18 protein-coding genes and 1 riboswitch are annotated in these 20,228 nt (G+C 58.2%); of the genes, 1 reads left to right on the top strand and 17 read right to left on the bottom strand.

From position 1 onward, the window contains the following. Window positions 1-42 precede the first annotated feature (42 nt). Window positions 43-228, bottom strand: a riboswitch (cobalamin riboswitch). Between the two features lie 117 nt (window positions 229-345). From CXIVA_RS06290 to CXIVA_RS06280, 3 genes are all read right to left on the bottom strand, one after another. Then, entirely contained in the window at window positions 346-876 is a 531-nt protein-coding gene (locus tag CXIVA_RS06290) for a DUF2284 domain-containing protein (RefSeq protein ID WP_013977162.1), read from the bottom strand. A 2-nt stretch (window positions 877-878) separates the two neighbouring features. Then, window positions 879-2,408 (bottom strand): ASKHA domain-containing protein, encoded by a 1,530-nt coding sequence (locus tag CXIVA_RS06285; protein WP_013977161.1) that lies wholly within the window; start codon window positions 2,406-2,408, stop codon window positions 879-881. Between the two features lie 73 nt (window positions 2,409-2,481). Further along, window positions 2,482-3,111 (bottom strand): corrinoid protein, encoded by a 630-nt coding sequence (locus CXIVA_RS06280; RefSeq protein WP_013977160.1) that lies wholly within the window; start codon window positions 3,109-3,111, stop codon window positions 2,482-2,484. Between the two features lie 410 nt (window positions 3,112-3,521). Between CXIVA_RS06280 and CXIVA_RS06275 the strand changes: the two genes are divergently transcribed. Continuing rightward, complete coding sequence (locus CXIVA_RS06275; RefSeq protein WP_013977159.1) at window positions 3,522-4,769, top strand: PocR ligand-binding domain-containing protein; 1,248 nt, start codon at window positions 3,522-3,524, stop codon at window positions 4,767-4,769. 14 nt (window positions 4,770-4,783) lie between these two features. Here CXIVA_RS06275 and CXIVA_RS06270 read toward each other — a convergent pair whose 3' ends face one another. From CXIVA_RS06270 to CXIVA_RS06200, 14 genes are all read right to left on the bottom strand, one after another. Next, window positions 4,784-6,268, bottom strand: coding sequence for a cobyric acid synthase (locus CXIVA_RS06270; RefSeq protein WP_013977158.1), 1,485 nt, complete (start codon window positions 6,266-6,268; stop codon window positions 4,784-4,786). Continuing rightward, window positions 6,265-7,380 carry a threonine-phosphate decarboxylase gene (locus tag CXIVA_RS06265; protein ID WP_013977157.1) on the bottom strand — a complete coding sequence of 372 codons (1,116 nt, stop codon included), beginning with the start codon at window positions 7,378-7,380 and terminating at the stop codon, window positions 6,265-6,267. Before CXIVA_RS06265 ends, CXIVA_RS06270 begins: the two co-directional genes overlap by 4 nt. An 84-nt stretch (window positions 7,381-7,464) precedes the next feature. Then, entirely contained in the window at window positions 7,465-8,136 is a 672-nt protein-coding gene (locus CXIVA_RS06260; protein WP_013977156.1) for a precorrin-8X methylmutase, read from the bottom strand. 39 nt (window positions 8,137-8,175) lie between these two features. Beyond that, window positions 8,176-9,156 (bottom strand): adenosylcobinamide-phosphate synthase CbiB, encoded by a 981-nt coding sequence (cbiB, locus tag CXIVA_RS06255; protein ID WP_013977155.1) that lies wholly within the window; start codon window positions 9,154-9,156, stop codon window positions 8,176-8,178. Beyond that, the gene (locus CXIVA_RS13385; protein WP_013977154.1) at window positions 9,147-10,745 is read right to left on the bottom strand and encodes a cobyrinate a,c-diamide synthase; all 1,599 of its coding nucleotides are present in this window, start codon (window positions 10,743-10,745) and stop codon (window positions 9,147-9,149) included. The genes cbiB and CXIVA_RS13385 overlap by 10 nt, the downstream gene beginning before the upstream one ends. Beyond that, window positions 10,742-11,941, bottom strand: coding sequence for a precorrin-6y C5,15-methyltransferase (decarboxylating) subunit CbiE (cbiE, locus tag CXIVA_RS06245; protein ID WP_013977153.1), 1,200 nt, complete (start codon window positions 11,939-11,941; stop codon window positions 10,742-10,744). The genes CXIVA_RS13385 and cbiE overlap by 4 nt, the downstream gene beginning before the upstream one ends. 108 nt (window positions 11,942-12,049) lie before the next feature. Then, entirely contained in the window at window positions 12,050-12,808 is a 759-nt protein-coding gene (gene cobK, locus CXIVA_RS06240; RefSeq protein ID WP_013977152.1) for a precorrin-6A reductase, read from the bottom strand. Further along, window positions 12,805-13,572 carry a precorrin-3B C(17)-methyltransferase gene (gene cobJ, locus CXIVA_RS06235; RefSeq protein ID WP_013977151.1) on the bottom strand — a complete coding sequence of 256 codons (768 nt, stop codon included), beginning with the start codon at window positions 13,570-13,572 and terminating at the stop codon, window positions 12,805-12,807. The genes cobK and cobJ overlap by 4 nt, the downstream gene beginning before the upstream one ends. A 79-nt stretch (window positions 13,573-13,651) precedes the next feature. Beyond that, window positions 13,652-14,752 carry a cobalamin biosynthesis protein gene (locus tag CXIVA_RS06230; RefSeq protein WP_013977150.1) on the bottom strand — a complete coding sequence of 367 codons (1,101 nt, stop codon included), beginning with the start codon at window positions 14,750-14,752 and terminating at the stop codon, window positions 13,652-13,654. A 24-nt stretch (window positions 14,753-14,776) separates the two neighbouring features. Continuing rightward, the gene (gene cobM / locus CXIVA_RS06225; RefSeq protein WP_013977149.1) at window positions 14,777-15,556 is read right to left on the bottom strand and encodes a precorrin-4 C(11)-methyltransferase; all 780 of its coding nucleotides are present in this window, start codon (window positions 15,554-15,556) and stop codon (window positions 14,777-14,779) included. A 73-nt stretch (window positions 15,557-15,629) separates the two neighbouring features. After that, window positions 15,630-16,817: a cobalt-precorrin-5B (C(1))-methyltransferase CbiD gene (gene cbiD / locus CXIVA_RS06220; RefSeq protein ID WP_013977148.1), complete on the bottom strand. Its 1,188-nt coding sequence runs from the start codon at window positions 16,815-16,817 to the stop codon at window positions 15,630-15,632. A 210-nt stretch (window positions 16,818-17,027) separates the two neighbouring features. Further along, complete coding sequence (locus tag CXIVA_RS06215; RefSeq protein WP_013977147.1) at window positions 17,028-17,951, bottom strand: TIGR01212 family radical SAM protein; 924 nt, start codon at window positions 17,949-17,951, stop codon at window positions 17,028-17,030. Between the two features lie 179 nt (window positions 17,952-18,130). Then, window positions 18,131-19,192, bottom strand: a complete 1,062-nt coding sequence (locus tag CXIVA_RS06210) for a PTS sugar transporter subunit IIC (RefSeq protein ID WP_013977146.1) — start codon at window positions 19,190-19,192, stop codon at window positions 18,131-18,133. Window positions 19,193-19,413: 221 nt separating this feature from the next. Then, entirely contained in the window at window positions 19,414-20,154 is a 741-nt protein-coding gene (locus CXIVA_RS06200; protein WP_013977145.1) for an ABC transporter ATP-binding protein, read from the bottom strand. Window positions 20,155-20,228: the final 74 nt, after the last annotated feature.

Raw genomic sequence — 20,228 nt, 5'->3', positions numbered from 1 at the left:
CAATTACTCGTGGCTTCGAATCACGGGATAAACCCTCTGTGATCCGTCGTGTCTGCCTCAGGCAGGTCTCCTGACTCGCAGATCTGCGCTCCGCCTCCTTCCCGGTCTCCCAGTGGCTCCGGCTTCGCTCCCTGCTTACAGTGACGAGTTCGTACAGGATTCGCACCTGTTTCCCTTTTCACCGGTCTATGCGCTGCATATCCCGGCACCTGAGTGATATTCACTTCTTTTCCAGTATAGCTGAATTCCCCCGAAAAGTCCAGGGATTCCCGAACTTTTCGAAGGAGGGTATTCGGATGTATCCGAAAAGTATCCGACACTTATTTTTTGTATGCCTGCCGCAGCTTAAAAAAGCACACAGCTGGTATAGGTGATCGTCCCCGGCCCGTAATAATAGGGCGTATCCGCCGATTCACAGACTTCTGACACCACCAGCCCATAGGCTTCCATGGAAGTGATCATCCGGTCCGGAAAACGGCAGGGCGCATCCGGATAGGTACAGGTCTTGCAGATGCAGCAGGCGCCGGAAGACATCGGCAGATATCGCTCCTCCGCATCCAGTGCCTCCACGAAGGCCGCCAGCCGGGATTTCTGCTCTTCCTCGGTGCCCATCATGGTCTCCACGTCAAAGTCATCTTCCATGGCGCCGGTGGACTGCAGCAGAATGCCCCAGTCGTATCCCGATGCCTTTGCCCGGCTCTCCTCCAGGGTGCCGCAGGCCGGCGGGCAGCTCCAGCAGTTATCATATTTGTGACATTTGTCCGCGGCACACATGTCTCTGACTTCCTGTAAAAATCTCAGATCCGATGCCTGAAAAAATCCCCAGTGGGAAAATCCGCATTTTTCCGCGAGTTCCGCTGCCTGTTCTTTCGTCATCCTTACTCCTCCTCCCGGCATTCCGGGTCAAAAAACATATATTCCATATACAGATCGCCGAAATACGGGCTTTCGCTCAGCGCCACTTCCTTCGCTCCGGAAGCGGTCCGGGCAAAGCGCTCCCGCAGACTGTCATCCTCTGCCAGCATGACGGCGCCGGCCAGGGAACTGTTGCCCACCGCCGTGGTCCGATCCAGCAGCTCCTTCGGCAGCATGCCGATGCCGGCCGCTTTCCGCAGATTGATCTTCTGGCCGAATCCCCCGGCCAGATACAGTCTGCCGATCCGGTCATAGCTGATATCCCAGGTTCTGACCAGCGTCTCAATGCCCGCGCGGATGGCGGATTTGGCCAGCTGCACTTCCCGGATATCCTTCGCCGTCAGCACAATTCCTTCCGCCAGGGGAAATCCCTGTTCTTCATACGCGTCATCCAGGAGTCCCGTTTCGTCCACGATTTCCTCTTTCAGAAGCTCGTATACCGTCTCCAGGACTCCGGTTCCGCACAGTCCCACCGGCGGCCGGTCTCCAATGGTCCGGATGGAAGTTTTTCCATCCCGGATCTCCACTGCGCTGACAGCTCCCGGGATCCCGGCTACGCCGCACTGGATGTTTCCGCCCTCAAAAGCCGGGCCGGCGGCCGTGGAAGCCACCAGGATCTGATCCCGGTTGCCGATGGCCATTTCCCCGTTGGTGCCCAGATCTACCAGTATACAGATTTCCTCGCTCTGATCCATGCCGCAGGCCACAATTCCGCTGACAATATCCGCGCCCACATAGGTACTGATGCCCGGCATAATCAGAAGGTTTCCCTCCTGATGCAGGGAAATATCCACCGGCGTATAGGGCGCCACCCCCAGCGTGTCACAGGGCAGCCCCAGAAGCAGGTGCTCCATGGTCGTGTTGCCTGCCACCACCAGTTCCAGGGTGTCCGGGTCTTCGCCCAGCTGCCGGACCAGCTGCTGAAGGTCCGTCCGGATAGTTTTCTGCAGTTCTTCGCTTTTCCCGTCTGTAGACGCCTTGATCCGTGAGATCACGTCCGCGCCGTAGCTGCGCTGGTGATTGACGGATGTCCGGGTATCCAGGACCCTTCCATTGGTGCAGTCCACCAGCGACATGGCGATGGTGGTGGTACCGATATCCACCGCTCCTTTTTTCGCAATTTCCGCGCAGTTCTGCCCTGCTCCGGCACTGGTCCCTGCCGTCTGTCCCGCCTGCGGATCCGCCGGTTTCTGTTCGGTCCCATGGAAGTCAGCGGCAGCAATGATCTCATCTTCGGACTGATCCAGAAGAATTTCATACGTTCCCGTCACATAGCTTTCACAGGCCAGGCGCCAGCCTTCTGCCAGCTGCTCCGGTGTCAGCGCCTTTTCTTCCTGTTCTGTAACAGCCGGCGGTTCTGACAGGAAACGGATCCGGCATTTGCCGCAGGCTCCCCGCCCGCCGCAGTCCGCCGGAAGAAAGATTTCCTGCTGCTGCAGCTGCTCCAGTATGGATTTTTCCATGCCTTCCGATCGGGATCTCAGTCTTCTCATTTCGTTGTCTTCTCTTTCCGTTGAAAAAAGAGTCCTCACAAAACAATGCGAGGACTCTGCAAAAATCTGATTCTTATACGTATTCCAGTGCCTTGTCTGCCGCGCTTGTAGCATCTTCTGTATATGCGTCCGCGCCGACACTGTCAGCAAATTCCTGGGTCACAGGAGCTCCGCCTACCATGATCTTTAACTTGTCGCGCACACCCATCTCTTCTGCTGTCTTCACCACTTCGCCCAGCATCGGCATGGTGGTGGTCAGAAGGGCGGAACATGCCACGATGTGGCTGTCATTGTCAATGGCTGTCTGGATAAATTTCTCTGCCGGCACATCTACGCCCAGATCAATAACTTCGAAGCCTTTACCCTCAAACATCATCTTTACCAGATTCTTTCCGATGTCATGAAGATCGCCTTTTACCGTTCCCAGAACGATCTTGCCTCTGGATGTGCTGTCTCCGTCTGCCAGATAGGGCTTTAAGGTCTCAGCGCCTGCGTTCATCGCGCGGGCAGCTACCAGTACCTGGGGTACGAAGATTTCGTTTGCCTTGAATTTACGGCCGATGATGTCCATGCCGGCCAGCAGTCCGCCGCTTAAGATTTCGCTTGCGGGAATGCCTTCATCCAGTGCCTGCTGACATAATTTAACTACGTCTTTTCTTTTTCCCTTCTGAAGCATTTCAGAAATTTCGTCTAAAACTGCCATGATACTTTCCTCCTGATCTTATCCTCATGCGTTTGTTCCTCAGACTGTGTCCTCAGTCTGACCGGTTTCCGGTGCTGTATCAGGCCGCACCCTGCCTTTCGTGACACAGAAGCGTGCTGTCCGGACACGCCCTGCTTATGCCTGCAAGTATAGCAAATACCCAGTTCTTTCCTTTGTATTTTTTTTGCAGTATTTGGATTTTTTTCAGTCCTTCCATTTTGTACCCCTGTACAATTCTTCTGGAATTTCTCTGGTTTCTGTATTCCGATTTGTTATTTTGCCATTCCATTTAGTAATTGTATTAGATTTTTAAGAATGATATACTAATTACAAATTTGTTACCCGCTGTTTTTTTCAGTGTTTTCCGTATTTTTTTACAGGAAAACTGCTATTTTGAAGGAATTTGTTCCATGGAATCTTTTATCTTCAAATATCTGTCAAAAAAAGACATTACTGCCATGCTCACTGCATTCAACGCATGCACGGGACTGCATACCCAGCTGATCGATGACCGGGGCAAAATTATCGTATCCGTAGGTGAAAATGCCGCCTTCTGCAAGGAATTTATCCGCCATCTGCCCGCCCAGGAAAACTGCGAAACCGAACACGCCAACGCCAGCCGCCAGGCCATGGACCTGGGAGAAAGCTATCTGTTCTGCTGCCATGCGGGACTGTATCACATCGTCTTTCCCATCATCAGCAAAGATACCATGTTCGGCTCGGTCGTCACCGGCCCTTTTCTGATGGAGGAACCGGACGCCTCCCTCATCATCGATGTGGAGCGCAGATATCATCTCAGCACCGAGACCCTCCTGAACCTTTCCGAAGATTCCTACCAGCTGAAAGTCATCAGCCCGGACCTGGCGAACCAGTACAGCAAACTGCTCTACTATCTGATGAACAACTTAAACCAGGGCAGCCGGGAAGTCCTGCTGTCCAAACAGGGCAAACTGCTCCAGCAGTCCAGAATCAGCGAATCCATCCAGATGTACAAAAACAGCGGCTTCCGCAACGAAAACCTCTACCCGCTGGATCAGGAGAACCTGCTGATCTCAAAGATCAAGACCGGCGACCTGGAGGAAGCGCGCAAGATTCTCAATGAGCTGCTGGGCGCCTTGATCCTCTATGAAAACCACGACCTGGAACGGCTGAAAATCCGCATTATCGAACTGTGCACCCTGCTTTCCCGGGCTGCCATTGACCGGGGCAGCGAGACTAATATGGTCCTGCACATGACCGACCGGCTGATTGCCTCCATCATCAATTCGGACGATATCTACGATATCTGCTATACCTTCCAGGATAATATGGAGATTTTCACCGAAAGCCTGTTTTATTCTTCCGACAAAAACAACAAGGTCATCAAACGGGCCGCGGAGTATATCACCAACCATTTTTCCGAGCCGGTTACCCTGACGGATGTGGCGGAAAACATCCACTTAAACGCCTCCTACCTGTCCACCCTGTTTAAACAGGTCACGGGCTTTTCCTTCAAGGAATATCTGAACAATATCCGCATCGAAGAAGCGCAGCGCCTGCTGGCCAATACGGATTATCCCATTATGGAAATCGCCATCGCCTGCGGATTCAGCGATCAGAGCTACTTTACAAAAGTGTTCAAGAAGCACACCGGGCTGACACCGAAGCAGTACCGCTGACTGGGCGGTTCCAGCTATCCCCTGATTCCCATCATCCGGTACACCGCATCCATATCCAGGGAATCGCGCACCGTGTCTGCCAGGATATCATACTGCTTCTGCACATAGGCGCTGTGGGACAGAGGGGTCAGATCCGCTATGGAAATCCCCTTCCGCTCTGCCAGATACTGGGCCAGACGCTCGGTAAGCTCGCCGGTGTCAAAAAGCCCGTGCAGATAGGTGCCGCACACGTTTCCGCGGATGCAGCCGTCCGGCTGACCGCTGGACAGCCGGCAGAACGGGCTGCCGTTTACCTCCGTCTCTCCCATGTGAATCTCATAGCCGTCCAGCCGCGCGCCGGCAAAGGGCGCTGCCTGCACCTCCGCCTGACAGCGGGTTCTTGTCTTCTGTTCCGAAAATACGGTGCGGATCGGCAGCAGCCCCATTCCCTTGAGCTGATCCAGGTCTCCCTCCGTATGATTCGGATTCTTCAGTTCTTCCCCCAGCATCTGGTAGCCCCCGCAGACGCCCAGCACCGGTGTCCCTGCCGCGTTTGCCTTCCGCACCAGCGCTTCCAGCCCGGACTCCCGGAGCCAGACCAGGTCGTCCATGGTGTTTTTGGTGCCCGGCAGGATGATCAGATCCGGCTGTCCCAGTTCTTCCGGCGTTTTCACATACCGCACCCCCAGGGCAGGATGGGATTCCAGCGGGGAAAAATCCGTAAAATTCGACAGACGGGGCAGACGGATCACAGCGATATCGATGACTTTTTCCGCCTTTTTCCGGTTCAGCCGCGGCGCCAGCGAGTCTTCATCATCCACATCCACATAGACATAGGGCACCACACCGACCACCGGAATATGCACCCGCTCCTCCAGCATCTGAAGCCCCGGCTCCAGAATCTCCCGGTCGCCTCGGAATTTGTTGACAATCAGCCCTTTGATCCGCGCCTTTTCCTCCGGCCGCAGCAGCTCACAGGTGCCGTACAGCTGCGCGAAGACACCGCCCCGGTCGATATCCCCCGCAAGGAGCACCGGCGCATCTGCCAGTTCCGCCATGCCCATATTGACGATATCATCCTCCCTGAGATTGATCTCCGCCGGGCTGCCGGCGCCTTCCAGCACAATGACGTCATACTGCTGCTCCAGTTCCCGGTATGCTTTCATAATCTCCGGGATCAGCTGCTTTTTGTAACGGAAATATTCCACCGCGGACATCTGGCCGCGGATCTCCCCGTTGACGATCACCTGGCTCCCGGTATCGCTGGACGGCTTCAGCAGGATGGGATTCATGCGCACGTCCGGCTCCAGGCCGGCTGCTTCCGCCTGCATCACCTGGGCCCGCCCCATTTCCAGGCCATCCCGGGTCACATAGCTGTTCAGCGCCATATTCTGGCTTTTAAACGGTGCCGTCCGGTAGCCGTCCTGCCGGAAAATTCTGCACAAAGCGGCAGCCAGAAGACTTTTTCCAGCGCCGGACATTGTTCCCTGCACCATAATGCAGGCAGTTCTTTTTTTCATGTGGTTTGTCCCCCGGAACAAAGCATCTGCGCCGCTTTGTTCTCTGTCTCCAGGCAGGCCGCAAGACCTGCCGCCAGTCGTTCATTTTCTCCGTGGCTGCGCACAGCTGTACGGTACCACTTCTCGCCTCCCGGCGCCTCCAGGCCGGGATAATTGCTGCAGTCACGGATCAGGATCCCCCGGCTGCGCATGGCTTCTCCCAGGGCGGCACTGCCGCGGAACAGCAGATAATTCGCTTCTCCCCTGACCGGGTGCAGGCCCAGCTGCTCCAGTCTGCGGTAGAGCCAGGGCCGTTCTTCCCGGATCAACAGCTCCGTCTTTCTGCGGTATTCTTTTTCCTTCAGCGCAGCCAGCCCGGCCTCTTCCGCCAGCAGCGACACCGCCCAGGGCTGGCCGGCTTCCCGCATCCGCGCAAGGAGTCCGGAATCCGCGCACAGGCAGTAGCCCAGACGCACCCCGGCCATCCCGTAGATCTTGGTAAAGGCTTTCAGGATCAGCAGATGGTCCATTTCCCCCAGATACCGTCTGGCGGAATGTCTTTCCCCCTGATCCAGGAAATCGCCGAAGCACTCATCCAGAATCACTCGCGTACCGGTCCTGCCGCATCTGCGCAGGATCTGCTCCAGAAGATCCGGATCGGTGGTAACCCCTGTGGGATTGTTCGGTTCGCACAAAAACAGCACATCGATCTCCGGTGTGATCCGTTCCAGAATATCCGGCTGCAGCCGGAATTCATTCTTTTCCTCCAGCCGGATGTACTCCACCCGGCAGTCCACGCTTCGGAGAGCACAGCGGTATTCCGAAAAGCCCGGGGCCGTCAGCAGCGCCCGTTTCGGGCGCAGTGCCGCTGCCGCCCGAAAGATCAGATCTGCCGCGCCGTTTCCGCACAGGATCCAGTCTTCCTGAACCTGCTCAGTCTCTGCCAGCGCATGCACAAGGCGCCGGCAGGCAGGATCCGGATAGCGGTCCGCCTTCGCTGCCGCCCGGGCAATTGCGCGGCATACGCCTTCCGGGACACCCAGCGGATTGATATTTGCCGAAAAGTCAAGGGGCTCCCAGCCGAATTCCTGCTGAAATCCGGCCCAGTCCCCGCCGTGTTCCATCTTTCTCATTTCTTTCCTGTCCCTGTCTCCAGTATCTGCCTCTGCTCCCTGTCTCCGGTTCCTGTCTGCAATATCTGCCTCTGCTCCCTATGCCTAATTCCACCCTCTCCGGGACGGATCCAGCGCGTCTACCGCTGTATACAGAAGGGCATTGCAGATGGCTGCCGCCACGTTGCTGCCGCCCTTCCGGCCCATAGCCGCAATCACCGGCACGCCGCAGGATTCACAGATCTGAAAGATCTCTTCTTTGCTTTCCGTCACATTGACAAAGCCCACCGGAACTGCGATGATCAGCGACGGCCGCAGCCCCTGACGGATCAGTTCCGACAGGGTAATCAGCGCGGTGGGCGCGTTTCCAACAGCAAAAATTCCCGCAGGATACTGTTCTGCCCCATACCGCATGCAGGCTGCCGCCCGGGTGGTTCCCTGCTGTTTTGCCGCCTCCGCCATGGCCGGATCCGCCATATAACAGTAAGCCGCTCCGCCGGTTTTTTTCAGGGAAGGCTTGCTGATTCCCGCCAGCGCCATATTGGTGTCTGTAATAATCGGCGCGCCCTTCCGCAGCGCCTCGACGCCCTGCGTTACGGCTCCTGGTGTAAATTTCAGATTTTCCGCGTAATCAAAATCCGCGGAAGTATGTATCACTCTGCGGACAACTGCCTGCTGCTCCGGCGGAATCTGTATTCCCCGTTCTTCCAGCTCCGACGCAATGATCGCCATGCTGGTCCGTTCGATATCACTTGGCAGTACATGTTTTGTATCCATGATCGGTTCCTTTCCTCTCTGTTTTACCGGGTATCTGCATCAATGCAGCACCTGTGCCGCCAGCGCCAGAATGCCGTAACGGGCTGCCAGAAAAGCCGCGGCTGCCAGCAGACCCGCGCAGTACATCATGCGGTTGGTTTTCAGGATGTCTTCCGGCCGGATCTCCCGGTCCGGATCCCCGATGGCCGGCTTGTCATAATAAGTGCCAAAATACCAGGCCGGTCCCGCCAGCCGAACGCCCAGCGCTCCCGCGCATGCCGACTCCGTCTGGGCGGAATTCGGGCTGGCATGCTTTCTCCGGTCCCGTACCCAGATCTTTGCCGCCTGTCCCGCATGATTGCCCGTAAAAAACGCCGCAAGGATCCAGAAGACGGCGGCAATCCGCGCCGGGATATAGTTTGCCGCGTCATCCAGCCGGGCCGCTGCCCGTCCGAAATACAGGTATTTTTCATTTTTATATCCAAGCATACTGTCCATCGTATTAATGGCTTTATATGTCAGAGCCAGCGGCGCCCCGCCGATTGCCATATAAAACAGCGGCGCGATCACACCGTCGGAGGAATTTTCCGCGATGGTCTCTACCGTGGCCCGGGTTACCCCCTGTTCCGTCAGCTGGTCGGTATCTCTTCCCACAATCCGGCTCACTGCCTTGCGGGCGCCTTTCAGGTCCCCGTATTTCAAATGGGCGTACACATGTCTGCTCTCCACCCGCAGTCCCCGCATGGCCAGCGCCTGCCAGCACCAGAAAGTCTGAAGCGCGAACCCCGCCAGAGGATGCATCCACCGCAGCAGCCAGCAGAAAAAACCGGTCACAAGAAAGGTTCCCGCCGGAATCAGGACAGCCATGAGCACGCCTGCCCGGAAGGCCCCCTTCTCATTGTCGGGAAACATATCCCTGAGGATGGTCTCCAGGGCGGAAATACATCTGCCGATCACCACCACCGGGTGCACCAGCCATGCCGGATCCCCCAGGATAAGATCCAGAAGAACGCCGCAGGCCGCGGCTGCCACTATCCACATGTCTGTTCTCCTTTCCCTTCCTGTGTTTCCGACTTCTGCCGGTGTCCTTTCTGCCGACCGGCAGCCGCGGTATCCCGGTAACGCCCTGCGGCTGCCAGAAACCGCCGGGTCAGCTGCGGATGCCCCGCAAAATATAAATGGGGGAATCCGGCATACAGCGTATCCGTGGCAAACCCGCAGTCCCAGCTTCTGCCGGATACCGGTTTGACCGCATGCAGGTCCTGCCCGTTATCCGTGGAATCCCAGTAATGGAACTCATGTACCGGAATTTCTTCCCCTGCCCGGAACAGCAGGCTGTCTTTTTTTGCTGTAAGGGAGGAATACCCAAACCGTACCAGCCGTTCCCGGCATACGCCGCTGCCGGGCAGCACGCCGCACATGGGACTTCCCTCCGCACCAGCGCCTCCCTCCTCCTGCAGAATGCCGGTATGCACGGTACCGGTTCTTTCCGCGCCGGACAGACGCTGCCCCAGGTACAGGAAACCGCCGCATTCCGCCACGGTCGGCATTCCGCCGCGGACTGCCGCTGCCACGCTGTCCCGCATGGAGTGGTTGGCCGAAAGCTCCCGGAGATACAGTTCCGGATATCCGCCGGTCAGATACAGTCCGTGGATATTCTCCGGCAGACGGCTGTCATGAACCGGGCTGAATTCCACCAGTTCCGCGCCCTCCTGCCGGAAAGCTTCCAGGCTTTCTTCATAGAAAAAGCAGAACGCTTCGTCCCTGGCCACTGCTATGCGCACCGGCTGTTCCGGTTTTTGTGCCGGAATGGGCGCCGTTTTCTGCGTTTGTACAGGAATATCCGGCACTTTCTGCGTTTGTACCGGAACACCCTCCGTTTCTTGTGTTTGTGCCGGAATGGACGGTGTTTCCTGTATTTGCGAAAAATGCTGCCGGACTACTCCTGCCTCCCGGCTGCATAAGTTTTCCAGGCGTTCCATGTCAATGGTCTGTTCCATCCGGGCTGCAATGGCCCGGATTCTGGTGTCCAGATCCCCGATTTCCTGCGCGGTATACAATCCCAGATGCCGGCTTTCAAACCGGGCCTCTTCCATATGGGGCAGGTACCCCAGCAGGGGAACCCCGGTTTCCCACTCCAGCACGTCTGCCAGGCTGCGGTACAGCATGTCGGAACAGTCATTCAGAATCACTCCGGCCACATGGGAAGGCTGCCGGAATTCCGCCAGTCCCCGAATCTGCGCCGCCAGCGTAAGGCTGGCCCCCTTGGGACGCAGCACCAAGATCACCGGCAGGTCCAGAGTATCCGCCACATGCCAGGCACTGGCCTGCACCGTGGTGCCGCCTACACCGTCATACAGTCCCATGACTCCTTCGCAGACCGCCGAGCCGTGTCTGCCGCGGCAGTCATGATACAGTCTGCGCACCTGCGCCTCCTCCGCCAGATACAGATCCAGGTTGTGGCTTTCCACCCCCAGTACCGCGCGGTGAAACATGGGATCGATATAATCCGGGCCGCACTTAAACGCGCAGGGATCTTTTCCTTTTTGTTTCAGCAGCGCCAGCATTCCGCAGGTTACAGCTGTTTTCCCGCTTCCGGACGCCGGCGCTGCCAGCAGCATCTCTGTCATTTCTTTTCTCCGCCGATCAGGAAGATCGGATTGCCGGCAAGCATCATGTGTTTTTTTCCTACATTTTTGCTGGTGGAAGCGGCGATCTGCACCACCGAAACAGAAAGTCCCGCCCGGGTCAGCTCCGCCACAGCCTCTCCCAGGGTCTCTACCAGAATGGAGGATATGAGAATCCGTGCCTTTGGATTGGCCTGCAGCGCCCTCCGGATCACAGCGCCCATCTGTCCCCGGCTGCCGCCGATAAACACTGCGTCCGGCGCCGGCAGCTCATGGATGGCTTCTTCCGCCATTCCCTGCACTACCGTCAGGTTCCAGGTGCCGAATCTGTCCCGGTTGGCCCGGATCAGATCACAGGCCTCCGGCAGGCGCTCCACTGCGTATACATGCCCCTGCCGGGCAGCCCGGGCCATGGCCACCGATACGCTTCCTGTCCCGGCGCCCACATCCCAGACCACATCTGCGGGACGGATCCTGAGTCTGCTGACGGCCGCTGCCCGCACTTCCTCTTTGGACATCGGCACATCGCCCCGGATAAATTCCTCATCTCCGATGCCGGAAGTCCATGCTTCCGGTTCCGGCGCCGCCTCCGCCAGCATCACGGAAAGAGGCGCATACTCCTGCTGCGCTAGAGTTTCGGCTGTGCCGGCCACAAGCCGTTCCGAGTCATAGGTGAGATTTTCGCCCACGGTAACCGGAAGATCCTTAAGGCCCGCCCGGGTCAGGCGGATACACAGCTCCTTCGGCGTCAGCTCGCCGCCCGTCAGGAAAAAGGCCGGTTTTCCCTGCATGACAGCTGTCACCGGATCGCAGTCCACGCCATGGGCAGACACCAGATTCCAGTCTTGCCAGGGCCTGTGCAGCACGGCCGAAAAATACTGTACACTGGAGATTCCGGGCAGAATCCGGAAAGAAATGCCCGCTTCTTCCAGCAGGGGCACCAATGTCCGGGTCCCGGAATAAAAGCCGGTGTCTCCGCTGTATACCACAGCTGCCCGCTCTGCCCCCGATCTTCGGAGCAGCTCCAGGATTTCCGTCCCGCGGACGGCCGGACAGCATTCCGCAGAAATTCCTTCCGGCAGACTTTCCAGCAGACGTCTGGCTCCGATGACCAGTTCTGCCTGTTTCAGCGCATCCAGCGCGCCGCAGGTAAGGGTATCCCAGGTACCGCATCCCAGTCCGATTAATGTTGCCTCCATGTTATCTGCTTCCTCCTGTCCGTGGAACTTCTCCTCTGTGCTTCTCTGTGTTTCCCGGCCGCGGGACCGTTTCTCTGTGCTTTCCTGCGCTTCCCGGCCGCGGGACTTTTACTCCGCAGTTTTCTGCTCCTGTGCCAGAAGTGCCGTCACCTCATCCAGCAGCTCCTCCATGGATGAGCCTTCTTCCTCCGGCCGCGCAATCAGCAAAAGGGTCACGCCGCGGCTGCGCGCCGCCTCCGCCTTTTCCTGAAAGCCTCCGGCCCGGCCGCCGTCTTTCGTTACCAGATAGCGGATCTGAAACTGATCCAGCAGGGCTTCGTTTAACGCCTCTGAAAACGGTCCCTGCATCGCAATGATATTCCGGCCCGGGATTCCCGCTTCCCGGCAGGATACCAGGCTCTGTTCCAGCGGGAGCACCCGCGGATACAGCCGCTCCGGGTTCAAATCCCGGTAACAGCCCAGCTCCTTGGCCCCTGTGGTCAGCAGCACATTGCCCTCCCGGTCCGCCAGCCACCGGGCCGCTTCCTGTGCCGACTGCAGAAAAACACTGTCCGCCGGATACGCGCTGCGCGGCCGCAGCAGCCTGCGCCAGACGGTTCCTGTGCTGTGGCAGGCTTCCCGGATATTGCGGCTGATCTCCACCGCGTAAGGATGTGTGGCATCGATGCACACATCCGTTTCCTGAAGCAGGCGGATGATTTCCGGTTCGGTTTTTCTCCCGCAGAGCACCCGCACGCCGGGAATGTTCCCCTGTTCTTCCCGTCCGTATTCTGTCGCCACACTGACAGTGATCTCCGCTCCGGACCCGGCCAGCCGGCGGGACAGCTCCCGGCCCTCGGTTGTCCCGCTGAAAATCAGCAGCCTCATAAAGCCGGATGCTCCTGATTCCGGCTGCGGGCGGCCTGCTTTTCATAGCCCCGGGGCGTGACCATGTAACTTCCGTATACACGGGTGGAGGCGCTGCCCACAAACACTGTGGTAAACATATCCACCGGCTCGTCTTTCAGCTCCTCCAAAGTCATGATGCGGCTCTCCTCACCTTCACGGCCGATGTTGCGCACCCAGCCGCAGACGGTGTCCGGCGCCTTATGCTCCAGAAGGATATCACAGGCTTCCCGCAGATTATCCGCCCGTTTTTTCGAACGGGGATTGTAGATCGCCAGGTTGAAGTCCGCCTGACCGGCACAGCGCAGGCGGTTTTCAATCACTTCCCAGGGAGTCAGGAGATCCGAAAGGGAAATGACACAGAAATCATGGCCGATCGGCGCTCCCAGTACCGCCGCGCCGGACAGTGCCGCCGTGACCCCAGGCACTACCTCGATCTCCACATCCGGATAGCTGCTCTGCAGCTGAATCAGCAGTCCTGCCATGCCGTACACACCGGCGTCTCCGCTGCAGACCATCGCCACCGTTCTGCCCTGACTGGCAGTTTCCAGCGCCCACGCGCAGCGGTCGATTTCTTTTTTCATTGCTGTCGTATACACTTCTTTTTCCGGAAAAATCTCTTTCACCAGATCCACATATACGGTATACCCGCAGATCACATCTGACTGTTCCATCGCTGCCAGTGCTTCCTGCGTCATTGATTCCTGTCTGCCCGGGCCGATTCCGACCGCGTATACTTTTGCCATTTGCCTGTTTCTCCCATTCTTTTCTGTCTGTCCGGCAGTTTGGTCCCGGTCTGCCGTCCGACGGTTTCTTTCCTGTCTTCTATCTGCCATCCGGCTCCGTCCGCTCCTTGTCATCCGCTGTTTCGCTCCGCGGCTTCCCGGGCGCTTCTGTCCCGCAGCTCCCCTGCCAGGTCCAGTCCGGATGATATTCCTGCAGAGCCAGCGCAAAAGTCACCCCGCTGCCGGCCTGCTTGCGGATCACCAGTCGTCCGCCCGCAGATGCCAGCACGGCGCTCCGTTCGCAGACATTGTCCACGCCGGTGATTCGGCTGACAAATTCCGAAGCGGTGTATTCCCCCGGCGCCCCCGCCAGCTCCTCTGCCGTGTAGGTCTGCAGCGGCCATCCGTGTGCCCCGCAGAATTCCAGAAGTCCCGGCTCCCCGGCCTTTAAGTCGATGCTGGCCGCCCGGACAATCGCGGAGGGAATCAGATCCTGCGCCTCTGCAAACTGCGCAAACTGCTCTTCCAACACTGCCCGGGGCGTCCCCTTCCGGCAGCCGATCCCCAGCACGGCAATCCGCGGAACCAGGCGCAGCGCCTGCGTCTGTCTGCCAAATACGGACAGGGACACGGCTGCTGCGGCAGTTTTTTCCGGCTTTTTGTCTGCGTCCTGTCTGACACAGGCCACATAAGCCGGCGGTGTTCCCGCGATCGGGAAAGGGCTGTATACGACAGCCGTCCCCCCGGCGAGAATCCTGCCGGAAATCCGCTTGATCCACGCCGGATTGTCCACGCGGCAGTTCTGCCTTTTCGCCCATTCATCCACGGCAAACCGCCCGTTGATATCCGTCGCCGTGGTAATCACCGCTTCTCCGCCGCAGACTGCCGCCAGCTGTCTGGCCAGATCATTGGCGCCGCCCAGATGTCCGGACAGCACGGGAATCACATGGAGTCCCAGTTCATCTACAACCACCACAGCCGGATCCTCTGTCTTACTGGCCACAAAAGGGGCGATGGCACGCACCGCGATCCCCAGGGCGCCTACATATACAATCGCATCTGCCTTCTGAAACTGCTCCTTCGTCCATTCCTTCAGGGACAGCGGCTGCCGGCAGCGGTCTGCCCTGCCTCCGGCGGCCTGCGCCAGCTTCTGTGCCAGCTGCTGTCCTTTCTCTGAAAATGACAGAAACACAGGTTCCATACATTCCTCCTGCCGTCTCAGCGGTTACTGCTTCGCATCCTTGTCTGTATCTGTCTTCGCCTGACGGAATTCCGTCGTAAATCCCGGATGGTACAGTAAACTGCGGTCGTAGGTATCCCCCAGAAAATCTCCCACCAGAATCAGCGCCGTCTTGTGAATCTGCTCCCTTTTCGCGGTTTCCGCCAGTGTGCCTACCGTACAGCGCACCGTCTTTTCATCGGGCCAGGTTGCCTTGTAGACAATCGCCGCCGGCGTATCCTCTGTATACGCGCCCTTAAGCAGCTCTGTCTGTACCTGCTCCAGCAGACCGGAGGACAAAAACAGCACCATGGACGCTCCATGCTGCGCAAAACTTGCCACGCCTTCCCGGGCCGGCACCGGCGTGCGCCCTTCCATCCGGGTAATCACCACGCTCTGGCTTACTCCAGGCAATGTATATTCTGCCTTCAGCGCGGCTGCCGCGCCGCAGAAACTGGAGACGCCAGGTGTGTCGTCATAGGCGATCCCCTTTTCCTCCAGACGGTCCATCTGTTCCCGTATGGCGCCGTAAAGGCTCATATCTCCGGTATGCAGGCGCACCAGGTCTTTTCCGGCTGCCTCCGCATCCTCCATGACTTCCAGCACTTCCTCCAGGGTCATTTCGGCACTGTTGTAAACCCGGCACTCCGGCCCCGCATAGGCAAGAAGTTCCGGATTCACCAGACTCCCCGCGTAAATAATCACATCCGCCTGCTTCAGCAGTTCCGCTCCCCGTACGGTAATCAGATCCGGTGCTCCCGGACCTGCGCCAACAAAATGAATCATACTGTTTCTCCTCTTTCCGGGCGCTTCCGCCCCTTTCTGTCTGTCGGAACCGGCACAGATACAGCGTCACCCGTCAGTCTCCGGCGGCAGACCGCCATGCCTCCAGCAGCTCCCTGGCAGGTTCTGTGCATCCAAGTGTGCCGTATTCCTTTGAAAACATCACCGCGCCTATCCGGTACTGTCCCGCGGCCCGGCGTTCCAGATGGCTCTGGACCGCGCCCATCAGGCTGGCCAGCACCGGTTCCCGCAGACCTGCCTGGTCCAGAATGCCGATGCAGGCGTCTGTGGTGGCCGCCCCCATCAGTGCCCTGCAGGTATCTGTGTCCGCGCCGCAGACTGCCGCGTGGGCGCAGAAAAGCTCCGTTCTGCAGTCCGCCCACCGGGAGTGGGTATTCATGATGCCTCCGGCCGCTTTCACCAGTTTGCCCGCATGGGCTGCCAGCAGCACCTGCCGGAAACTTTCCGCCGCCGCGATATCCAGCGCCTCTCCGAGAAAATTGGAAATTTTCACCACGGGAACGCCCAGCGCGGACAGCCCCCGCTCTTCCAGAAACTCTTCGCCGTAATTGCCCGGAATCAGAATCACCCGGTCCTGCGTCAGCGCATGCTGGTGCATCTCCACCTCAATGGTGTCCACCCAGGCCTGCTCGCTCATGGGCTCCACAATTCCCGAAGTGCCCAGGATGGAGATTCCGCCGCAGACGCCCAGCACCGGATTGAAGGTTTTCGCTCCCACCGTTTCGCCCTCCGGCGCGAAAATAATCACCTGTATCCCGCCGTCGTATCCTGCGGCATCGCAGACTTCTGCCACAGCCTCCGCAATCATCTGCCGGGGCACCCGGTTGATGGCCGCGTTTCCCACCGGCTGATCCAGCCCGGGCTTTGTCACCCGTCCGATTCCCCGGCCGCCGTCTATCTGCACGCCGGGCTCCGCACTCCGCCGCACAGCGGCACAGATCAGCAGATTTGCCGTGGCGTCGATGTCATCACCGGCGTCTTTCCGTACTGCGCAGGCCGCCTGATACCCTTCCGGCACAAACGCGCGGGCTTCCGGGAACAGCGCTTCCGGATCCGGGCCGATCCGGACCGGTTCGGTTTCCACCAGAATCCCTTTCCCGGTCATAACCCCCACGGAGTCCGGTGCCTCACCGGTCAGCAGAAGCTGTACCGCCCCTTTTGCCGCCAGTGCCGCGCAGGTACCGGTGGTATATCCGCATCGGAGGCGCTTCGCGCCGTTTCTGATATAGTGTTCAAATGCCATGCTTCCTGACTCCCATCTTAAAAAGTATACAAAAAAATTGCAATCTTTCTTGTGATTTTTTTACATAATTGGTAATAATCTGCAGGCGTTTCCGAACAAAACTCCAAAAAAGCCCCCTGTTCTGACTGACCCTTTCCTGTCCGATTCGGTTTGGGCAGATCCGGGCAATGCTGCTTCTGCCGGTACCTGCGGCATACCGGAAACGTCCGGTCAGGCCCGGGCAATGGCCTGGTTTAGCCGGTTCAGCACCCGCTTCTTGTCTGCGCTCCACAGCGGCCCCAGCAGCAGGCGCTTCGGGCCGTCTCCGGTCAGACGGTGAACCACGGTTTCCGCGGGCAGGAGTTTCAGGCAGCTGACCACCAGTTCCACATACGTGTCCAGATCCAGCAGCGGAAAGGGATGTTCCTCATACTGCCGCCCCAGTTCCGTTCCCTTCAGCACATGGAGCAGCTGCAGTTTGATCCCGTCCAGCGTCGGGGTAAGCCCCGCCAGATACCGCACAGTGTCCAGCATATCTTCCCCGGATTCCCCTGGCAGTCCCAGAATCACGTGGACGATCACCGTAAGACCTGCTTCCTTCAGTCTCCGGTAAGCATCGGCAAAAACCGGCAGCCCGTAGCCCCGGTGAATCCGCCGGGCCGTTTCTTCGTGTATGGTCTGGAGCCCCAGTTCGATCCACACCGGTTTGATCCGGTTTAACTCGGTAAGAATCTCCAGGATCTCCGGCCCCAGGCAATCCGGTCTGGTTCCGATGGCAAGCACCACGATTTCTTCCCGCCGGATGGTTTTAAGAAAAATCTCCCGCAGCCGCTCCGGTTCCCCGTAGGTACTGGTGTAGGCCTGAAAATAGGCGATATACTTCCGGTCTTCCTCCCGGACCGACTTCATTTTTCCGCTGACCAGCTTCTTCGCCTGCCGGATCTGCTCCTCCAGGGGCGCCGGTTCCGTGTCCCGTCCCCGGTCTGCCGGACTGCCGCCGGCAAAATCCCCGGATCCGCCGGCAGAGCAGAAAATACAGCCCCCTCTGCCTCTTCCGTCCCTGTTCGGACAGCCGCAGCCGGCATCCAGGGACAGCCGGTATACTTTTGTTCCGTACGTCTCTTTCATAACCTGTGAAATACGCCGAATTTCCATAGCTTCTGCCCCTTCCCTTTTGCTTATGCCTATGATTCCGTCTCTGGCCGATTTTTCGGCCGGCCGCGCCGCGGAGCCATGATACAAAAAAATCCGGACCTACCACCGGCTTCCCGTTAGACGGAAATTTTTCCGCTGTGTACGTCCGGATTCTGTTTGGGCAGGTTTCCCTCCTGCCGCTACAGATCCAGTTTCAGATCTTCCTGCGCAAACAGCCCCATTTTCTGGCAGACGGCGCCAATGGCCCAGGTAAGCACTGCCGGCAGAAGGAAGGAAATCAGGATCAGGCCGATCCAGTCCATGGGTGTAATCGCCAGCCTGGCTCCGCTGGAAATCTCCTTCATCCACCCGGTAAATACACCGATCTGTCCCACCAGACCGCAGGTGCCCATGCCGGAAGACACTGCCGCGCCATTCATTTCCAGATGGAATACGCAGGTCGCAATGGGACCGGTAATCGCCGATGCCAATGTGGGCGGCAGCCAGATCACCGGCTTGCGCACAATATTGCCCATCTGCAGCATGCTGGTGCCGATGCCCTGGGCCACAAACCCGCCGATTCCATTGGCCCGGAAACTGAGCACCGCAAATCCGATCATCTGGGCACAGCAGCCTGCCACTGCCGCGCCGCCGGCCAGCCCGGTCAGGCTCAGTGCCGCGCAGATCGCCGCCGAGCTGATGGGCAGCGTAAGACAGATGCCCACCAGTACGGATACCACAATCCCCATCAGAAGGGGCTGGAGATCCGTGGCCCACATAATCGCCTTTCCCACAGCGCTGGCGCCGGCGCCGATCCAGGGCGCGCATGCCATAGACAGGAGCCCCCCGCAGATAATGGTAACAGCAGGCGTTACAATGATATCCACTTTCGTCTCTTTGCTGATCAGTTTGCCGACTTCACAGGCAATCACCGCAATCACATAGACCGCCAGCGGTCCGCCGGCGCCGCCCAGCGTATCCGCGCCGTATCCGACTGCTGCCAGGGAAAACAGCACCAGCGTCGGCGCATGCAGGGCATAGCCGATGGCAATGGCCATCGCCGGCCCTTTGACACTGCTGGCGAACCCTCCCACAGTCACCAGCCAGGCCAGGCCGAACTGGGTCCCGATGGTGCTTAAAATCGTGCCGATCAGCAGAGAGGCGAAAAGCCCCTGGGCCATGGCCCCTAACGCGTCAATTCCGTAGCGCTTTCCGGAAATAATAACATCTTTCTTTTTCAGAAACTGTCGGATCTTTTCCATTTCAACCTCGTTCTTTCCGCAGCTCTTCCCGCTGCTGTCTGCCCCCTTTTTTCAGGTTCTTCCCCAGGTGATATGTCCTGAATTATACTGGTTTTCCATGGAATAGACAAGGTTCTTTCCGCGCCGGAAACATACCGGAAAATGCGCAGACCCATCCGGATCTGCGCATTCACTGCCTGGTTTTCCTGTGTACTTTTCAAAAAATCAGAGCATCCTGTCCCTTAAAGCCGCAGGATCTCTATGATCTGCCGCTTATACTCCAGAAACTCTTCTGTCAGGTTAAAATCCACCCGTTCCTCCCGGGGCGGCGCGATCTTTATTTCATTCTCTATGACCCCCGGCTTTCCGGTCATCAGGTAGATCCGGTCCGACAGGAGGATGGCTTCGTCGATATCATGGGTGATAAACACGGTGGTCAGCTGAATCTGCTTCATTACATCCAGATACCATTTGTGGATCGCCCCCTTGGTAATCGTATCCAGGGCGGAAAACGGTTCGTCCAGCAGGGCCACATTGTCCGAAAACATATAGGTCCGAAGCAGCGCCGCCCGCTGCCGCATGCCGCCGGAAAGCTGATGCGGATATTTCTTCTGGGTTCCTTCCAGGCCGAAATCCGGAAAATAGGGCTGCACCCGGGCAATAGCTGTTTTTTTCTTTTCTCCCCGGATCAGCAGCGGCAGCGCCACATTCTCCTCGATGGTGTAATGGGGCAGCATCAGATCTTTCTGCAGCATATAGCTCAGGTGGCCGGTCTGCCCGGTCACCTCCTGCCCGTCTAAAAGGACCTGTCCCTCCTGGGGATGGTAGATCCCGGCGATACAGTTAAACAGCGTGGTTTTTCCGCTGCCGGACAGCCCCAGGAGGCTGACCAGCTCGCCTTTTTCCACATGGATACTGATCTGATCGATGATTTTTCCTTCTTCGAATGACATGGAGACATTCTTTGTCTCAAGCTTATGCATACAATTACTCCTGCTGCCCTTGCGCCTGTCTTTTTCACCTGCGCAGAGCCCTGTGTTCCCCGCTCCCCGCGGCA

Origin of the sequence: Clostridium sp. SY8519 (assembly GCF_000270305.1) — a bacterium.
Classification (GTDB): Bacteria; Bacillota; Clostridia; order Lachnospirales; family Lachnospiraceae; genus SY8519.
Note: the sequence above shows the minus strand (reverse complement) of the source record. Positions and strands in the feature narration are given on the sequence as shown.